At 32.5% G+C, this 16,766-nt stretch carries 15 protein-coding genes; 7 read left to right on the top strand and 8 right to left on the bottom strand.

Annotated elements, in window-relative coordinates; all coding sequences use genetic code 11:
• Positions 1-14 precede the first annotated feature (14 nt).
• The 4 genes from AC0L3M_RS00470 (at position 15) to AC0L3M_RS00455 (ending at position 5,796) form a co-directional block, all read left to right on the top strand.
• Positions 15-2,999: an amidohydrolase family protein gene (locus tag AC0L3M_RS00470; protein WP_473431436.1), complete on the top strand. Its 2,985-nt coding sequence runs from the start codon at positions 15-17 to the stop codon at positions 2,997-2,999.
• Positions 3,000-3,074: 75 nt separating this feature from the next.
• The gene (locus tag AC0L3M_RS00465; RefSeq protein ID WP_473431435.1) at positions 3,075-4,367 is read left to right on the top strand and encodes an amidohydrolase family protein; all 1,293 of its coding nucleotides are present in this window, start codon (positions 3,075-3,077) and stop codon (positions 4,365-4,367) included.
• Positions 4,368-4,940: 573 nt separating this feature from the next.
• Complete coding sequence (locus AC0L3M_RS00460) at positions 4,941-5,255, top strand: GIY-YIG nuclease family protein (protein WP_473431434.1); 315 nt, start codon at positions 4,941-4,943, stop codon at positions 5,253-5,255.
• A gap of 226 nt (positions 5,256-5,481) precedes the next feature.
• On the top strand, positions 5,482-5,796 hold the full coding sequence (locus AC0L3M_RS00455) for a GIY-YIG nuclease family protein (RefSeq protein ID WP_473431433.1): 315 nt from the start codon (positions 5,482-5,484) through the stop codon (positions 5,794-5,796).
• A gap of 226 nt (positions 5,797-6,022) precedes the next feature.
• On the opposite strand, the gene AC0L3M_RS00450 is transcribed toward AC0L3M_RS00455, so the two are convergent.
• Both AC0L3M_RS00450 and AC0L3M_RS00445 read right to left on the bottom strand, forming a co-directional pair.
• Positions 6,023-6,826: a DUF6503 family protein gene (locus tag AC0L3M_RS00450; RefSeq protein WP_473431432.1), complete on the bottom strand. Its 804-nt coding sequence runs from the start codon at positions 6,824-6,826 to the stop codon at positions 6,023-6,025.
• A 111-nt stretch (positions 6,827-6,937) separates the two neighbouring features.
• Positions 6,938-7,756, bottom strand: a complete 819-nt coding sequence (locus AC0L3M_RS00445) for a DUF6503 family protein (RefSeq protein ID WP_473431431.1) — start codon at positions 7,754-7,756, stop codon at positions 6,938-6,940.
• 246 nt (positions 7,757-8,002) lie between these two features.
• Between AC0L3M_RS00445 and AC0L3M_RS00440 the strand changes: the two genes are divergently transcribed.
• Complete coding sequence (locus AC0L3M_RS00440) at positions 8,003-8,800, top strand: TrmH family RNA methyltransferase (RefSeq protein ID WP_473431430.1); 798 nt, start codon at positions 8,003-8,005, stop codon at positions 8,798-8,800.
• A gap of 4 nt (positions 8,801-8,804) precedes the next feature.
• Positions 8,805-10,037 carry a M48 family metallopeptidase gene (locus AC0L3M_RS00435; RefSeq protein ID WP_473431429.1) on the top strand — a complete coding sequence of 411 codons (1,233 nt, stop codon included), beginning with the start codon at positions 8,805-8,807 and terminating at the stop codon, positions 10,035-10,037.
• Between the two features lie 18 nt (positions 10,038-10,055).
• Here the strand turns inward: AC0L3M_RS00435 and AC0L3M_RS00430 are convergent, their stop codons facing one another.
• From AC0L3M_RS00430 to AC0L3M_RS00415, 4 genes are all read right to left on the bottom strand, one after another.
• Complete coding sequence (locus AC0L3M_RS00430; RefSeq protein WP_473431428.1) at positions 10,056-10,958, bottom strand: TIGR01777 family oxidoreductase; 903 nt, start codon at positions 10,956-10,958, stop codon at positions 10,056-10,058.
• A 96-nt stretch (positions 10,959-11,054) separates the two neighbouring features.
• Positions 11,055-11,744: a tRNA (5-methylaminomethyl-2-thiouridine)(34)-methyltransferase MnmC2 gene (gene mnmC2 / locus AC0L3M_RS00425; RefSeq protein ID WP_473431427.1), complete on the bottom strand. Its 690-nt coding sequence runs from the start codon at positions 11,742-11,744 to the stop codon at positions 11,055-11,057.
• Position 11,745: 1 nt separating this feature from the next.
• The gene (locus tag AC0L3M_RS00420) at positions 11,746-12,177 is read right to left on the bottom strand and encodes a hypothetical protein (RefSeq protein WP_473431426.1); all 432 of its coding nucleotides are present in this window, start codon (positions 12,175-12,177) and stop codon (positions 11,746-11,748) included.
• A gap of 1 nt (position 12,178) precedes the next feature.
• Positions 12,179-12,700, bottom strand: a complete 522-nt coding sequence (locus AC0L3M_RS00415) for a DUF4920 domain-containing protein (RefSeq protein ID WP_473431425.1) — start codon at positions 12,698-12,700, stop codon at positions 12,179-12,181.
• Between the two features lie 107 nt (positions 12,701-12,807).
• Here AC0L3M_RS00415 and AC0L3M_RS00410 point away from each other — a divergent pair, with 107 nt between their 5' ends.
• A complete protein-coding gene (locus tag AC0L3M_RS00410) occupies positions 12,808-13,875 on the top strand; it encodes a branched-chain amino acid aminotransferase (protein WP_145000490.1) in 1,068 nt (355 codons plus the stop codon).
• Between the two features lie 82 nt (positions 13,876-13,957).
• On the opposite strand, the gene AC0L3M_RS00405 is transcribed toward AC0L3M_RS00410, so the two are convergent.
• Together AC0L3M_RS00405 and AC0L3M_RS00400 are read right to left on the bottom strand one after the other, a co-directional pair.
• Positions 13,958-14,344 (bottom strand): pyrophosphohydrolase domain-containing protein, encoded by a 387-nt coding sequence (locus tag AC0L3M_RS00405; RefSeq protein ID WP_145000492.1) that lies wholly within the window; start codon positions 14,342-14,344, stop codon positions 13,958-13,960.
• A gap of 334 nt (positions 14,345-14,678) precedes the next feature.
• Entirely contained in the window at positions 14,679-16,718 is a 2,040-nt protein-coding gene (locus AC0L3M_RS00400; RefSeq protein WP_473431424.1) for a dipeptidyl-peptidase 3 family protein, read from the bottom strand.
• Positions 16,719-16,766: the final 48 nt, after the last annotated feature.

Below are 16,766 nucleotides of genomic sequence, written 5' to 3'. Positions count from 1 at the left end.
TAAACTATCAACCAATGATTAAAAAATGGGCAGCATTAAGCCTGCTGTTGTGCAGTTATTTTTCTTTTGCGCAAGAGTATGTTCCTAAAAACGATGGTGTAAAAACCAACACGTCTAATTACACAGCATTAACAAACGCTAAAATTTACGTCACTCCTAATCAAGTTATTGAAAACGGAACCTTACTTATTAAAGAGGGTAAAGTTGTCTCTTCTGGAGCTGCTGTTACTATCCCAAAAAACGCTGTTGTTATTGATGTAACAGGAAAATCTATTTACCCATCCTTTATAGATATTTATACAGATTTTGGTGTAAAAACACCTAGTAGCGCTTCTGGAAATAACAGAAGTCCGCAATATGACGCTAGTCGCGAAGGTTTTTATTGGAATGACCATATTAGACCTGACCAAAATGCAATAGACCATTTTGAATTTGATAGCAAAAAAGCTGAAGAATTACGTAAAGCTGGTTTTGGTGTTGTAACCTCACATATTGATGATGGTATAATCCAAGGTACTGGTGTTTTAGTAACACTAGCTAATTCTGGTAGTGATGCTACTAGATTATTGGATGACAAAGTTGGACAATTTTCTGGAACATCAAAAAGCAAAACTTCTAGACAGGCTTATCCAACATCATTAATGGGAACTATGGCGTTATTACGACAAGTAAACCATGATGCAGATTGGTATGCTAAAGGAAATATTAAAGAAAGAGATCGTGCTTTAGAAGCTTACATTGCTAACAAAAATCTGGTTCAGTTTTTTGATGCTGGCAAAAAAATAAATGCGCTACGTTTTGACAAACTAGGTGACCAATTTGGTATCCAATATGTATTTGTTGGAGGTGGTGATGAGTATGAGCTTATTAATGACATTAAAAACACCAATGCTAAATTTATTTTACCATTAGACTTTCCGGATGCATATGATATGGAAGATCCACTATTGGCACAATCTGTTAGTCTTGAAGATTTAAAAGCATGGAACCAAAGTCCTGCTAATCCTAAAATTTTAGCCGAAAACAATATTCAGTTTGCATTAACCACACATAAATTAAAAGAGGCTAAATCATTAATGCCTAATATTTTAAAGGCTATTGAATATGGTTTAGATAAAACAAAAGCTTTAGAAGCTTTAACAACTGTGCCTGCCGGAATTATTGGCAAATCAACAGAGCTTGGACATTTAAAATCAGGTGCTTATGCTAACTTTTTAATTACTTCTGGTGACGTTTTTGATAAAGAAACGACTATTTATGAAAACTGGGTAACTGGAATTAAAGATGAATTAGTAGCGATGAATACTACAGATTTACGTGGTAGTTATACCTTTAATTTTGATAATACGGATTACGAGTTAGAAATTTCTGGCGAAATTGAAAAACTAAAATCTAAGGTTAAAACCGAAACTAAAGACTATGGTTCAAAAATAAGCTTTAGCGATAATTGGATGCAATTAACCTTTGCTGCTGCAGATAGTACAAAAAAAGAATTTGTTAGAGTGGTAACAAACGTAACCAACCCAAACATGTTAAGCGGTAAATTATATTACCCTAATGGTAACGAAGGGACTTTTTTAGCCAATAAAAAAGTTAAAGAAGATGACAAAAAAGACAAGGATAAAACGGATGATAATAATGAAGTAACTCCTAAAATTTATCCTGTAACGTATCCAAATATGGCTTATGGTATGGAAAGTTTACCTAAGCAAGAAACATTATTATTTAAAAATGTAACGGTTTGGACTAATGAGGAAGATGGTATTGTTAAAAATACGGACGTTTTAATTAAAAACGGAAAAATTGCAAAAATTGGTACTGATTTAAGTGCTGGTAACGCAACTGTTATTGACGGAACTAATAAACATTTAACGTCTGGAATTATTGACGAGCACTCGCATATTGCAACAGAAAGTGTTAACGAAGCAGGACACAACAGTACTGCCGAAGTAACTATTGAAGATGTATTGGATGCTGAAGATGTAGACATTTACCGTAATCTTGCTGGAGGTGTTACTAGTATCCAGATTTTACATGGATCTGCCAATCCGATTGGAGGACGATCAGCAATCATTAAATTAAAATGGGGAGAAAAAGCCGATAATTTAGTCTACCAAAACAGTCCTAAATTTATCAAATTTGCTTTGGGAGAAAATGTAAAACAAGCTAATTGGGGAGACAATGCAAGAACCCGTTTTCCGCAAACCAGAATGGGTGTTGAGCAGGTATTTACAGACTACTTCCAACGTGCACAAGAGTATGATGCTTTAAAGAAAAGCGGTAAACCTTACCGTAAAGATTTAGAGCTAGAGACTATTGCCGAAATTTTAAACAAAGAGCGTTTTATATCATGTCACTCTTACGTGCAAAGTGAGATTAATATGCTAATGAAGGTTGCTGAAAAATTCAACTTCAGAATCAACACATTCACACATATTTTAGAAGGTTATAAAGTAGCCGACAAAATGGTAGAACATGGTGTTGGAGGATCAACATTCTCTGACTGGTGGGCTTACAAGTACGAGGTCAATGATGCTATCCCTTTTAACGCACCAATTATGCATAACGCTGGTGTTTTAGTAGCTATAAATAGTGATGATGCAGAGATGTCTAGACGTTTAAATCAAGAGGCTGCTAAATCTGTGAAATATGGAGATATTAGCGAGGAAGACGCTTGGAAATTTGTAACCTTAAATCCTGCTAAATTATTACATATCGACGATCGCGTTGGTAGTATTAAAGTTGGAAAAGATGCAGATGTTGTGCTATGGAGTGATAATCCGTTGTCTATTTACGCTAAAGCGGAAAAAACAATCATTGAAGGAAAAGTTTATTTTGATTTAGAGCGTGATGCTAAACTTAGAGAGACTATAAAAAAGGAGAAAAATGAACTAACAATGCTAATGCTTCAAGCTAAAAACAAAGGGTTAAAAACAAAACCTATTGAGAAAAAAGAAAAAGAGCTATTACATTGCGATTCTATTGACCACCAACACTAGTCAATACCTAAAGTAAAATATAAAATATACACTCATAAATTTTTCGCTTAAGCGGAAATAAAACGATAATAAATCATGAGAAAATTTAAAATATTAATCCTAACGTTATGTGTTTCGGTAATTAGTTTTGCCCAACAAACGCCTGGAGATAAACAAACTACAGCCATTACTATTGAAGGTGCAACTGCACATTTAGGAAATGGTGACGTTATTGAAAATGCTTTAATAATGTTTGAAAACGGTACACTTACTTTTGTTGGTAGTGCTAACACAAAAATTGCAAGAAAAGGAACAATCATTGATGCTAAAGGTAAGCATGTCTATCCTGGTTTTATTGCACCAAACTCAACTTTAGGTTTGGTCGAAGTAGACGCTGTACGTGCTACCAACGACGATGACGAAGTTGGTGCAATGAATCCACACATACGTAGTCTTATTGCTTATAATACCGAATCTAAAGTAGTAGAATCTATGCGACCAAATGGTGTTTTAATGGCTCAAATTACACCTCGTGGTGGACGCATTTCTGGAACATCAAGTGTTGTACAATTAGATGCTTGGAACTGGGAAGACGCAGCCATCAAAACTGATGATGGTATACATTTAAATTGGCCAAGCACCTACTCTAGAGGTCGCTGGTGGTTAGGAGAACCAAATGTTTTAAAAGAAAACAAAAATTACGCAAAAGAGATAGAAGAGCTAACCAATTACTTTGCCCAAAGTAAAGCCTATAATGCTAATAAAACATCTCCAAAAGATTTACCTTTTGAAGCTTTAGAAGGGTTAATGGATGGTAGCAAAAAACTTTTTGTACATGTCGATAACGAGAAAGGAATTACAGACGCTATTAATTTTGCTAAAGCAGAAAACATAAAACACTTAGTTATTGTTGGTGGATATGAAGCAAATAATGTTGTTGATTTATTAAAACAAAACAACATACCTGTATTAGTACAACGTACGCACTCTAGACCAAATGGAGATGATCATGATTATGACTTACCATACAAATTAGCATCGCAATTAGTAAATGCTGGTATTTTAGTTGGATTAGAAAATGCAGGAGATATGGAACGTATGAACACTAGAAACTTACCTTTTTTAGCAGGAACTACTGTTGCCTATGGCTTATCTAAAGCACAAGCTTTAAGTTTAATTACATTAAACACAGCAAAAATATTGGGAGTTGATGATAAAGTAGGCTCATTAGAGGTTGGAAAAGATGCTACATTATTTATTAGCCAAGGTGATGCTTTGGATATGAGAACAAACAAATTGGACCAAGCCTTTATCCAAGGTCGTAACATCAGTTTAGAAACACACCAAACAGAATTGTACAAGCGTTATTCTGAGAAGTATAAGAAATAAATAGAATTTAATAAAAAAAAGGCTTCGACTACGCTCTGTTTATCAACAATATTAGTAATTATCATTTTAGTACTAATGTCAGGCTGAGCGCAGTCGAAGACCTCTAAAATAAAAACCATAAAATTAAATAAGCACTTCGACTGCGCTCAGTGTGATAGTTTAATTAATAAACATAATTCTATCAACAATGTCAGGCTGAGCGCAGTCGAAGACCTTGCAAAACAAGAAACATAATACTAAATAAGCACTTCGACTGTGCTCAGTGTGACAGTTAAAGTACTAAACATAATTCTATCAACAATGTCAGGCTGAGCGCAGTCGAAGACCTTGCAAAACAAAAACCATAATACTAAATAAGCACTTCGACTGCGCTCAGTGTGACAGTTAAAGTACTAAACATAATTCTATCAACAATGTCAGGCTGAGCGCAGTCGAAGACCTTGTAAAACAAGAAACATAATACTAAATAAGCACTTCGACTGCGCTCATTGTGATAGTTTAATTAATAAACATAATTCTATCACCAATGTCAGGCTGAGCGCAGTCGAAGAACTTAAAACTAAACAAACACAAATGTATTTCTATTACGTTTACATCTTAAAATGTTCTGACAATTCGTTCTACACAGGCATTACAAATAACCTAGAAAAGCGACTTAAAGAACACCAATCAGGTAAAAACAGAAATAGTTATACATACAAAAGAAGACCAATCATTTGTCAATTTCACCAAGAATTTAATGATGTAGTCCAAGCCATTTATTTTGAAAAGAAAATTAAAGGTTGGACAAGATCTAAAAAAGAAGCTCTAATTAATAAGGACTTTGATTTACTTAAAATTTTATCTGAATGTAGAAATGCAACACATTATAAATATAGTGGAATATAAGTCAATAAACTAAGCACTTTGACTGCGATCAATGTAACAACAACACTAATTATTATTTTACCACCAATGTCAGGCTGAGCGCAGTCGAAGACCTTGCAAAACAAAAACCATAAAATTAAATAAGCACTTCGACTGCGCTCAGTGTGATAGTTTAATTAATAAACATAATTCTATCAACAATGTCAGGCTGAGCGCAGTCGAAGAACTTAAAACTAAACAAACACAAATGTATTTCTATTACGTTTACATCTTAAAATGTTCTGACAATTCGTTCTACACAGGAATTACAAATAACCTAGAAAAACGACTTAAAGAACACCAATCAGGTAAAAACAGAAATAGTTATACATACAAAAGAAGACCAATCATTTGTCAATTTCACCAAGAATTTAATGATGTAATCCAAGCCATTTATTTTGAAAAGAAAATTAAAGGTTGGACAAGATCTAAAAAAGAAGCTCTAATTAATAAGGACTTTGATTTACTTAAAATTTTATCTGAATGTAGAAATGCAACACATTATAAATATAGTGGAATATAAGTCAATAAACTAAGCACTTTGACTGCGATCAATGTAACAACAACACTAATTATTATTTTATCACCAATGTCAGGCTGAGCGCAGTCGAAGACCTTGTAAAACAAAAACCATAATACTAAATAAGCACTTCGACTGCGCTCAGTGTGACAGTTTAATTAACAAAATAACCATAAACAAAAAAGGCGACCCAAAGGGTCGCCTTTTTTGTTTTATAAAATTGTAAATACTACTCCACTACAACAGCAGTTTCTGGCTTTGCAAATGAACTTGCAGCTAATGATTGCTTAGATAAAGTAACATTTGTAAATTGTAAATCGTTTCGTTTTTTAACTGGTAAATTATCTTCAACAATATACCATGTTAAAATCTCTGGTAATACTATGCCTTCAATAGTATGCCAATCACTGTACTTGATAAACGACCATTGTTCGCTTTTAGCTTTACTATTAAATGTAACAGTGTAAGCTAACCATTCCATTTTAAATGTAGTCGGATTATAATATAATACATACTCATCGTCAGAAGATGCTCCTACACCATTATCATAACTAATTTTTATTCCTGGATATTCCACTCCTTCAAAGCTTAATGGTTTAGCTACTTCATAATTAATCCCATTATCAGCTAACACAAATGGCATTGTATGAAAATAAAACATCAAGTTATAATAAAACTTAGGGTTACCTTGATACTCCTCTTTATTTTTTGAATCCAACCACACGTCTTTACCATCAAAACCTAGCGTGTGATTTGGGGTAGTAATTACAGATTCTCTAGATTTTAAATTAACTGTGGTCACTTCTTTACCTGTTGGCTTTGTCATGGTAAAAGCTAAAGATTGCATTTGATTCCAGTTATCTAAACCTCCATGAGCTTCAAAAACTTTAGATATATTTTCTGGATAGATTGAAGTCGTTACATCCAATGTTTCTTTAGAATAATCAGTTTCAGATATAGTTTCTTTTTTAACTTCACTTTTACAAGAAAAAAGCATTAATCCTAAAAATAAGGTATACAGTAATTGTTTCATTTATAATATATTTTATTTATGAGTAGAAAGTTAAGTCGTAAATTATTACATTCTTTACAAAAAAAGCCTCAGTATTATACTGAAGCTTTTTAATATAATATATAACTTAAATTAGTCTACAAAATTAGCTTGTTCTGGCTTAACAAACATTGCTGCATCTGGTGCTGTTGTAGACAACTTTACATCTGTAAAAACATTAGGAGCTTTAGGTGTTGTTGGCCTATCATCTTTAAAACCATAACCTGTAATTGTATTTGGTAAAAGTAAACCGTTTACTTCTTGCCAATCACCATAACGTCTAAAATGTAACTCTTTAGTATCAATTCCTGGCACAAAGTTTACTGTGTAACCTAACCATTCCATTTTAAAAGTCTCGGCATTATAATATAGTATGTAAATATCTTCTGGTGTTGCGCCTACACCATTATCATAAGATATTTTAATTCCAGGATAAGTTATACCTTCAAAAGTAAGTGCTTCTGCTTCAGAAAATTTAATTCCGTCGTCAGACAAAATAAAAGGCATAGTATAAAAATAGAACATTAAGTTATAGCCAAATTTAGGATCATAACCTTTATATTCTTTATCTGTTTTATTTAATAACCATGGTTTTTGACCATCAAAACCAATAGCATAATTTTGAGATGTTAACAAGGCTTTTCTATTGTATAAATCTGTAGTTGTAACTTCTTTTCCATCAGGCTTCTCTTGCGTAAACTCTAAAGATCGCATAGATTTCCATAGCTCTAAACCACCATGTGCCTTAAATACTTTAGTTAAATTTTCCGGATATTTGTTAGTCTCTTTAACTGCTTTTTCTGTAGGTGCTTTTTCTGCTTCGTTTGTCACAGTTTGAGTTTCGGTTTTTGTTTCAGATTTGCATGAAAACAAAAATAAACCTAGTGATAATGTGTAAAGTATTTTTCTCATTTAAATAATGGTTTTTAGTATTCTTAAGTAAGTCGAAATTAATCACATTTCTTTACAAAAAAAAGGTAGCAATTTGATATTTTTTATAAGTCTTCAATTTTTAAAGTATCTGTTATTTTATAGCGTATTTATTATGTATTTACACCTAAATATCAAAATAAATTTTAGATAATGCATCAGTCTTGTAGACTGCAAGATTTAGCTTAAATTTGTGATGAAATATAATTAGGGTTTTAAACATTTAAAATGGCAAATAAAGAAATAAGTAGCACTCAAAATCCACTAATAAAACATATTGTTTTACTTAAAGAAAAATCCCGTGAACGCAAAAAAACAAATACGTTTGTTTTAGAAGGTGAACGCGAAATTCAGCTGGCTTTAAACGGACAGTATGCCATACAAACTATTTTAGTCTTACCCGAAATTTATGACATTACAAAACTTGAAGATTTACCTAAGACTATAGATATTATTGAAGTCTCAAAAGAAGTTTACCAAAAAATAGCCTATCGTGAAACTACGGAAGGTATAATCGCTATTGCCAAAAGCAAACCACATCAATTAGAATCTGTTGTTTTTAACAATAACAATCCTTTAATTTTAATCGCTGAAGCACCTGAAAAACCAGGCAATATTGGTGCCATTTTACGTACTGCAGATGCTGCAAATGTAGATGCTGTAATTATTGCAAATCCAAAAACAGACCTGTACAATCCAAACATCGTACGTTCTAGCGTTGGCTGTGTTTTTACTAACCAAATTGCGACAGGTAGCACTGAAGATATTATAACTTTTTTAAATAAAAATAATATTGCTATTTACAGTGCCATTTTACAAGATGCTGTGCATTATCACGAACAAGATTATAGCAAAGCAACTGCTATTGTTGTTGGTACTGAAGCTGATGGTTTAAGTGAGACTTGGCGACAAGCGTCTAAACAAAATATAAAAATACCAATGCAAGGTGCAATAGACTCCATGAATGTGTCTGTTGCTGCTGGAATATTAATTTTTGAAGCTAAACGTCAGCGTAATTTTAAATAAACAAATGACTGCAACCACTTTATTTTACATTTTAATAGCCATACTAATTATAAGTTTTATAATAGATAAAATTCTGGATGCGCTTAACGCAAAACACTATAATGATGTTTTGCCTAACGAGCTAATGGATGTTTATGACGACGCAGAATATAAAAAATCACAACGTTACAAAGCGACTAACTATACATTTGGATTGCTTACCTCAACGTTTTCTATACTACTAACTTTAGGGTTTTTCTTTTTTGATGGTTTTGCATATGTAGATCAATTGGCAAGACAGTTAACCAATAATTCTATTTTAGTAACACTTATTTTTTTTGGAATAATAATGTTAGGTAGCGATGTGTTGACTACACCTTTTTCTTATTATAAAACCTTTGTTATAGAAGAACGGTTTGGGTTTAATAAAACCACAAAAAAAACCTTTATCATAGACAAAATTAAAGGTTGGATGATGACTATTTTGGTTGGTGGTTTAATATTAGGTGCTTTAACCTGGTTTTATCAAACTACAGGCTCAAAATTCTGGTTATATGCTTGGATGCTAATAACCGTATTTACGGTCTTTGTAAATCTATTTTACTCAAGACTAATCGTGCCAATATTTAATAAACAAAGTCCATTGGAAAATGGCAGTTTGCGTACTGCCATCTCTGACTATGCTAATACTGTTGGTTTTAATTTAGATAAAATTTTTATTATAGATGGCTCTAAACGTAGCACAAAAGCAAACGCTTATTTTTCTGGTTTTGGAAGCGAAAAACGTGTCACACTTTATGACACATTGGTTAATGATTTAAATGAAGAAGAAATTGTTGCTGTTTTAGCCCATGAAGTTGGACATTACAAAAAGAAACACATAATTTTCAACTTAGTAACCTCTGTACTATTAACTGGATTTACCTTATTTGTTTTATCGCTTTTAATAGGAAACCCAATGTTGAGCGAAGCATTAGGTGTTACAACACCAAGTTTTCATATAGGCCTGATTGCTTTCGGAATTTTATATTCGCCATTATCTGAAATCACAGGATTATTAATGAACTGGTTTTCGCGCAAATTTGAATATCAAGCCGATAATTTCGCAAAAACAACCTACAAAGCAGAACCTTTAATTACGTCTTTAAAAAAATTATCTAAAAACAGTTTAAGCAATTTAACACCACATCCAGCGTATGTTTTTATGCATTATTCTCATCCTACTTTGCTAGAAAGAATTAAAAATTTAAGACAGTAATAATTTCACTTAAAACAATTAATACTCCTCTTGCAAAGCACTTTGCAAATTGTAATGCTCAAAACTAAATCCAGTATCTTCTATCTTTTTAGAACTTACACGTTGACTTTCAAATAACAAAATATGCATTTCGCCCAAAATTAGTTTCATTAAAGACTCTGGAATGTTAGGTAAAAACAAAGGTCTTTTTAACTGTTGTGCAATAGATTTTGTTAATTGCTTGTTAGTTTCTGGATTTGGTGCTACACCATTATATACACCTTCTAATTTGTTTTCTAGTACATGTAAAAACAGATTAGCCAAGTCCGTAATATGTATCCATGATTGCCACTGTTTACCAGATCCAAAAGCTGCTCCTGCTCCAAATTTAATTGGTTTAGCCATTTCAGGAAGCGCACCACCTTTTGCAGATAGTACCAATCCTATTCTAACTTTAGACACCATAATATTTAAAGTAGAAAAGGCATCTACAACCTGCTCCCACTGTTCTACCACTTGACCTAAAAACGAAGAACTTACTGTGTCAAAATCTTCTGAATAGTAATTAGTTAATGAACTTGGATAAATACCAATTGCGCTAGCAGACACAATTTGTTTAACCTGATTAGGATGATTTTTAAGCGTATCAAAAAGTAATTGTGATGTTTGGACACGACTTAACATAATTGTTTTTTTATAAGACGCTGTCCAGCGTTTTGAAATACTAGCTCCTACTAAATGTATTATAGCATCAACCTCATTTAGGCATGCTGTGTCTATTTCATTTTTTGAGGGATTCCAATAAAACCCTTTATAGTTTGGGTCTGTTTCTAATTTGGATTTACTTGTAGTAAGGTAATTAACAGCAATATTATTTAAACGACATTGTTTTACAATTTCGCTACCAATTAAACCTGTTGCTCCTGTAATTAATATGCGCATTCTTTTTTATATAAAAATACGAATAAGTCTGACTAATTGTAATTGCTTTAAGTAAGCTTTAACGTTTAGTAAAATAATATAAATTATACTAGTTAATTAGGCTTCTTTTACAGCTCTTAATATGTGTCGTTTACTTGGTGGACCAGGAAGACGGTCTACCTTAAAACCTACGCTTTGCATAGCACGTCTTGCAGCACCTTGAGCGCAATAGGTCATTAAAACACCATTGGGTTTAAGTGCTTCAAACATAATTTTAAAAATAGAGGCTGTCCATAATTCAGGTTGTTCGGTTGGTCCAAAAGCATCAAAATAAATAACATCAAATTGATTATTCGCTTTTAAATTAAAGATGTCTTGGTTTCTTTTTTCTAGTGTAAATCTTGGTGTTATTTTATGTGGTATGTCCCAAGAGACCTCATGCATTGTATTAAATATGTTTTGCTGTTCTGGAACCAATAATTCTTCTGGAAAATTTAATTGATTAATTATATCCATGGTAACCGGAAACGTCTCTACACCAACATAATTAATGGTTAGTGGTAGTGTTTCTGTTTTAACTAGCGTATTAAAGGCGTTAAGTCCAGATCCAAAACCTAGCTCTAAAATAGAACAGGATTGTGTTACTTCTTGACTTTTTAAAGAAGACAAAAAATAAAACAATCCTGATTTAAGATAGACAAAATCAGACTCTTCTATTGCTCCAGAAGTAGAATGATAATGTGCTTTGTATTTTGGGTGCAACAGCGTTGAAGAACCATCTTTTGTAATTTCGATTATTGGTTTCAACCTATTGTGAGATTAAAAGTTTTTTAATTTTAGGAATTGGTCCTGTACATTCTAAACTGTGACAAGAGATACATGTATTAATCGTATTATTAAACCTGTCTTTTAAACTTAAATCAGAACTACTGTTATAAATCTCCTTTTGAGCGGTTAAAAAGATATTAGAAAAACTTTTAAATCGTTCGGTTCTTGCTTTAAAGTCTGATAATTGGGCAGTATGAATATTTAAAAATTGTTCCGGAAAAGGTGTTAAATCCTCTTCTTTTACAACCTGTTTTTTAAGCTCAAGATTAAATGCATACAGCTCTTTCATTAAAACTGACATTTCTGAAGGTACATACATGTCGTAAATAACCTCTGCTTTGACAGCCTTATTAGCATTGTCTTTACATGATATAAAAAAGACTAGAATTATAAAACAAAAAACAGGTTTCATATTATTGTTTTTCTACTAATAATACACCATCAGCTAAAAATGAAAATGTACGTTTTGGCTCAGTAATAGCCTCAATTTCTGCTTTGTCTGCACCTTTATCTTCAGCGTAATGACGTTGCTCCTCTACTGACACTTCTTCAACAAAAGCCAACCCATTGACAATAACCTCCTGTTCTGCAATATTTTTTGGCATAAAAAAACCATAGTCTTTAAATTTTACCATAACGTCATTACCATCTCCTAAGTCTGCTGTCATCCAACAACCTTTATTTTGGCACACTTCTTTTACTTTTAAAGTTGCTTTAGTTGGGATACTGTCTCCTGCTTTCATGTCTGCGTAGTGACTAAGCATAGATGAAGAAGCAACAGCGTCATCAGCATTAATCTCTTTACCAAAAGATTTGTAACTCACCTCAACCGTTTCAGTAACAACTTCGTCTTTAACTGTGTCGTCTTGTTTTGTTTCATTTTTACAAGCTACTATTGTTAACAATAATGCAAATAAGATTAAATAATTTTTCATCGTGATTTCTATTATAATTTGTTACCCAAAGATAGTATTTTAAGCGTAATAGCATACTTTCTAATATATATTTCTGTATTTTTGTAACAGAAATTCAACCACAATATATGGCAACTTTAACCAAAAAAGACATAAAAATTACTAGAACTGAAACTTCAAAACTAAGCACTGTTGATTTTAACAATTTAGCTTTTGGACAAGTTTTTTCAGATCATATGCTAACTTGTGATTATAAAGATGGTAAATGGCAACTGCCAGAAATTGTACCATATAGCCCAATTACTTTAGATCCATCTGCCAAAATTTTTCATTATGGTCAGTCTATTTTTGAAGGTATGAAAGCCTATAAGGATACTACTGAGGATGTGTTTATGTTTAGACCTTTAGAGAACGTAAAGCGTTTAAATATTTCGGCTAAACGTTTATCAATTCCTGAAGTTCCGGAAGATTATTTTCTTGAGGGATTAAAAGCGCTTTTAGAAGTTGAAAAAGATTGGATTCCAACTAACGAAGGTAGCTCACTATATATTAGACCTTTTATTTTTGCCTCAGGAAAAGGGTTTCATGCCTCTCCTGCTGACGAATATAAATTTATCATTTGTACTGCACCTTCAGGTGCTTATTTTTCTGGAAAAGTAAATGTTTTAATTGAAGAAACTTACTCACGAAGTGCTAATGGTGGTGTAGGTTTTGCTAAAGCTGGTGGTAATTATGCTGGACAATTTTATCCAACACAATTAGCAAAAGCTAAAGGATACCAACAGGTTATTTGGACAGATGATACTACACATGAATATATCGAGGAAGCTGGTGCAATGAACGTGTTTATACGTATCAACGACACTTTACTAACCTCTCCAGTTAGTGATAGGATTTTAGATGGAATTACAAGAAAAAGTATCCTACAATTAGCTGAAGCTGAAGGTATAAAAACTGAAGTAAGAAAAGTAAAAGTTAGCGAGTTAGTTGATGCTGCTAAAAACGGTAGCTTAAAAGAAATGTTTGGTGCTGGAACTGCTGCAGTAATTTCGCCAATTTCCGGCTTTGGTTTTAGAGGTGAAGACTTTGAAATACCAGAGCAAGACCAATCATTTGCGTCACAATTAAAACAACGTATTATAAATATACAAACTAATAAAACTGAAGATCCTTTTGGATGGCGAGTTAAACTTTAATTTTAATAAATAGTTTTATCTAATTTTAGATAACTAAAAAAGCAACCATTTGGTTGCTTTTTTTTGTTGTAATTATTATATATTACTTGTCTAATATTGCTTTAATATTAGGCTTAAAATAGTTTGGACCTTTTAGTACTTTACCGTCCTCTCTGTAAATAGGTTCTCCATCTTCTCCTAATTTACTCATATTACTACGTTGTATTTCTGCAAAGACTTCTTCTATCTTATCTTGCATACCATGTTCTATTATCGTACCACACAATATGTATAGCATGTCTCCTAAAGCATCTGCTACTTCCACTAGGTCGTTATTTTTTGCTGCTTCTAAATATTCTTCATTTTCCTCTCGCATTAACTCGTAACGCAGTAGGTTTTTATCTAGACCTAAATCTGCTTTAGGTGTTTCTCTGTGTCCTATTTTAAAAGCGGTATGAAATGCTTTTACAGCCTGTATTTTATCTTGCATGTAATTGTTGTTTTATTCCTTGAAGTTAGTACTTAGTTTTACTAATTTTGCTTAAAAATAAATTATGTTTAGTAAAGGACAAATCGTTTTTGGAATTTTATTCGCTATCGCATTTATTATTGTACTGATTAGAATGTACCGTAAGGATCTAAACTTGCACAAAGTCCATTATAAAGGTGTCCTATGGATACTATTAGCTTTTCTTGCTTTTGTTGGTATGATTGTCGCTATTAAAGTAATTTTTAAGTAAAAAACATCTTATAATTATAATATAAAAAAAGCCTTAATCTAAATTAGATTAAGGCTTTTTAATTTCCGCGAAAGCGTTATAATTTTAATTTTCTTCTGGTAAAAAGTTGTAGTTTTTACTATAAAATAACATTTGACCATCAAAACTTTCTGGTTGTGTTACGTTAATAGCAGTAATCTCTCCAGCGTCATTAGTTTCTGGTACTAAAACTGGGTTTACAAATCCACTATAAGGAGGTGATGTAAATTGTTTGTTACGTTCCAAAACTTCTGCATGTATTGCTTGATCTACCTTTACACCATAACCTTCTACTAAATCCTCAACCGCTTTATAATCTCCTTCAGATTTAATACGTTGTGTTTCGCGCAGTAATTGCCCAAATAAGTCATGTAGCTTATCGTAGTCATTAATATTAAAATAGGTTTTTCCGTCTCTTGTTATTTTTTCAATAACATTGTCTGCTTGACCTTTTTCAAATACCCAAGCACTTACCCATTGTCTGTTACGCATGTGTGCTTCTTCTACATCATCTCCTAAATTAAGTCTTATTAATTGAGACATTAAACCATTACGTATGTAACCATCATAAGCAGCCATACCAACACTTTTCCAGTCGTCAACTAATCCTAATTCTTGTAATTTAGGATTGTATAAATAGTATAATCCTACTAAATCTGCACGACCTTCTTCCAAAGTTGAAGCATAGTTTTTAAGTGTTTCTTTAGTTTCTCCAACACCTGGATTTAATTGTCCTGACGCGTGTCCAATAACTTCATGTAAAGCAGTGTGTAATTTATCTGCTATTTGACCATATTTTTCTTCTAACTCATACTCTTGATCATCGTTTACAAACTCTTTTAAACGACCTGTACTTCCTGCATTATTATAGGCATGAATGATGTTACCTAAGGACACTGACTTACTTCCAACTGCTGCACGAATCCAGTTTGCATTTGGTAAGTTTACACCAATTGGTGTGCTTGGTGAAGCGTCTCCAGCTTCTCCTGCAACGTTTACAACTTTATACGTTACACCAACCACGTTCTCTTTTTTATGTTCTTGCATTAAAGGAGAATTATCTTCAAACCATTGTGCGTTTTCAGATAAAACTGCCATTTTTTGAGACATATCAAAATCGTTGATTTGTACTATAGTTTCATAAGACCCTCTATAACCTAATGGGTCATTATAAACTTCAATAAAACTATTAATATAATCTACATTACCAGCTGTTGCTGCTGTCCAAGCCACATTATAATTATCCCAAGTTTGTAAATCTCCTGTGTTATAATATCTAATTAAAAGTCCTAAGGCTGTAGCTTGCTCTTGGTTTTCAGCTACTCCTTTTGCTAATTCTAACCAATTTACAATTTGATCAATTGCCGAACCGTATAAACCACCTGATTTATAAACACGCTCTTTTAAAACACCATCTTCTTTTACTAACTGCGAGTTTAATCCGTATGATAATGGTTTGTCTGGATTTGGAGATTTCATTTTTTTGTAAAACGCTTCTACATCTGCATTAGTCACATTTGGTCCATAAAAATTAACTGCACTTTCTAAGACATTATCAACTCCTTTAGCTTGATTAACTTTTTTAGCATCTTGGTCGTTAAAAATTACATCAAAAGCTTCACCTGCTAATGTTGTGTTTGTTTCTGACATAATTTCCTTTAGATACTCTTGAGAAAATTCTGGTTTAAGTTTATCGTTAGAATAATGATGATGTATACCATTACTAAACCACACACGCTTAAGGTAAGCGTCAAAAGCCTTCCAATTATCTGATGTTTTATCACCTTTATAATTGCTATACACGTTTTCTAATGCTTTTCTAATTTTTAAATTGTGTCTGTAATTTTGATCCCACATTATATCACGACCTGCCAAACCAGCTTGTGTTAAATAGTACACTAATTTTTGTTCCTTTAAGGTTAGTTTTTCCCAACCCGGAATTTGATAGCGTAGTATTTTAATATCTGCAAATTCTTCTACATTAAAGTTAAAAGCAGTTTCTACTTTAGGTTCCTCTTGGGTCGTTGGCTTTTCTGCTTTGTCATTACCACAAGACCATAATAGTGTCGCAACAAATGCAGCACTTAATATTGATTTTAATTTCATAATTAAATAGTTTTTTAAAAGTCTTTAAAGATAAGAATTTAACAAATT

This window comes from Olleya sp. KJ81-1, from assembly GCF_055808135.1.
This window is presented reverse-complemented; position numbering and strand designations above follow the sequence as displayed.

What these genes read in the sequence shown, in the direction of transcription:
- AC0L3M_RS00460 (WP_473431434.1), top strand. Translation starts at nt 4,941, where the DNA reads ATGTATTTCTATTACGTTTACATCTTAAAATGTTCTGACAATTCGTTC.
- AC0L3M_RS00440 (WP_473431430.1), top strand. Translation starts at nt 8,003, where the DNA reads ATGGCAAATAAAGAAATAAGTAGCACTCAAAATCCACTAATAAAACAT.
- AC0L3M_RS00465 (WP_473431435.1), top strand. Translation starts at nt 3,075, where the DNA reads ATGAGAAAATTTAAAATATTAATCCTAACGTTATGTGTTTCGGTAATT.
- AC0L3M_RS00455 (WP_473431433.1), top strand. Translation starts at nt 5,482, where the DNA reads ATGTATTTCTATTACGTTTACATCTTAAAATGTTCTGACAATTCGTTC.
- AC0L3M_RS00435 (WP_473431429.1), top strand. Translation starts at nt 8,805, where the DNA reads ATGACTGCAACCACTTTATTTTACATTTTAATAGCCATACTAATTATA.
- AC0L3M_RS00410 (WP_145000490.1), top strand. Translation starts at nt 12,808, where the DNA reads ATGGCAACTTTAACCAAAAAAGACATAAAAATTACTAGAACTGAAACT.
- AC0L3M_RS00430 (WP_473431428.1), bottom strand. Translation starts at nt 10,958, where the DNA reads ATGCGCATATTAATTACAGGAGCAACAGGTTTAATTGGTAGCGAAATT.
- AC0L3M_RS00420 (WP_473431426.1), bottom strand. Translation starts at nt 12,177, where the DNA reads ATGAAACCTGTTTTTTGTTTTATAATTCTAGTCTTTTTTATATCATGT.
- AC0L3M_RS00415 (WP_473431425.1), bottom strand. Translation starts at nt 12,700, where the DNA reads ATGAAAAATTATTTAATCTTATTTGCATTATTGTTAACAATAGTAGCT.
- AC0L3M_RS00450 (WP_473431432.1), bottom strand. Translation starts at nt 6,826, where the DNA reads ATGAAACAATTACTGTATACCTTATTTTTAGGATTAATGCTTTTTTCT.
- AC0L3M_RS00400 (WP_473431424.1), bottom strand. Translation starts at nt 16,718, where the DNA reads ATGAAATTAAAATCAATATTAAGTGCTGCATTTGTTGCGACACTATTA.
- AC0L3M_RS00445 (WP_473431431.1), bottom strand. Translation starts at nt 7,756, where the DNA reads ATGAGAAAAATACTTTACACATTATCACTAGGTTTATTTTTGTTTTCA.
- AC0L3M_RS00405 (WP_145000492.1), bottom strand. Translation starts at nt 14,344, where the DNA reads ATGCAAGATAAAATACAGGCTGTAAAAGCATTTCATACCGCTTTTAAA.
- AC0L3M_RS00470 (WP_473431436.1), top strand. Translation starts at nt 15, where the DNA reads ATGATTAAAAAATGGGCAGCATTAAGCCTGCTGTTGTGCAGTTATTTT.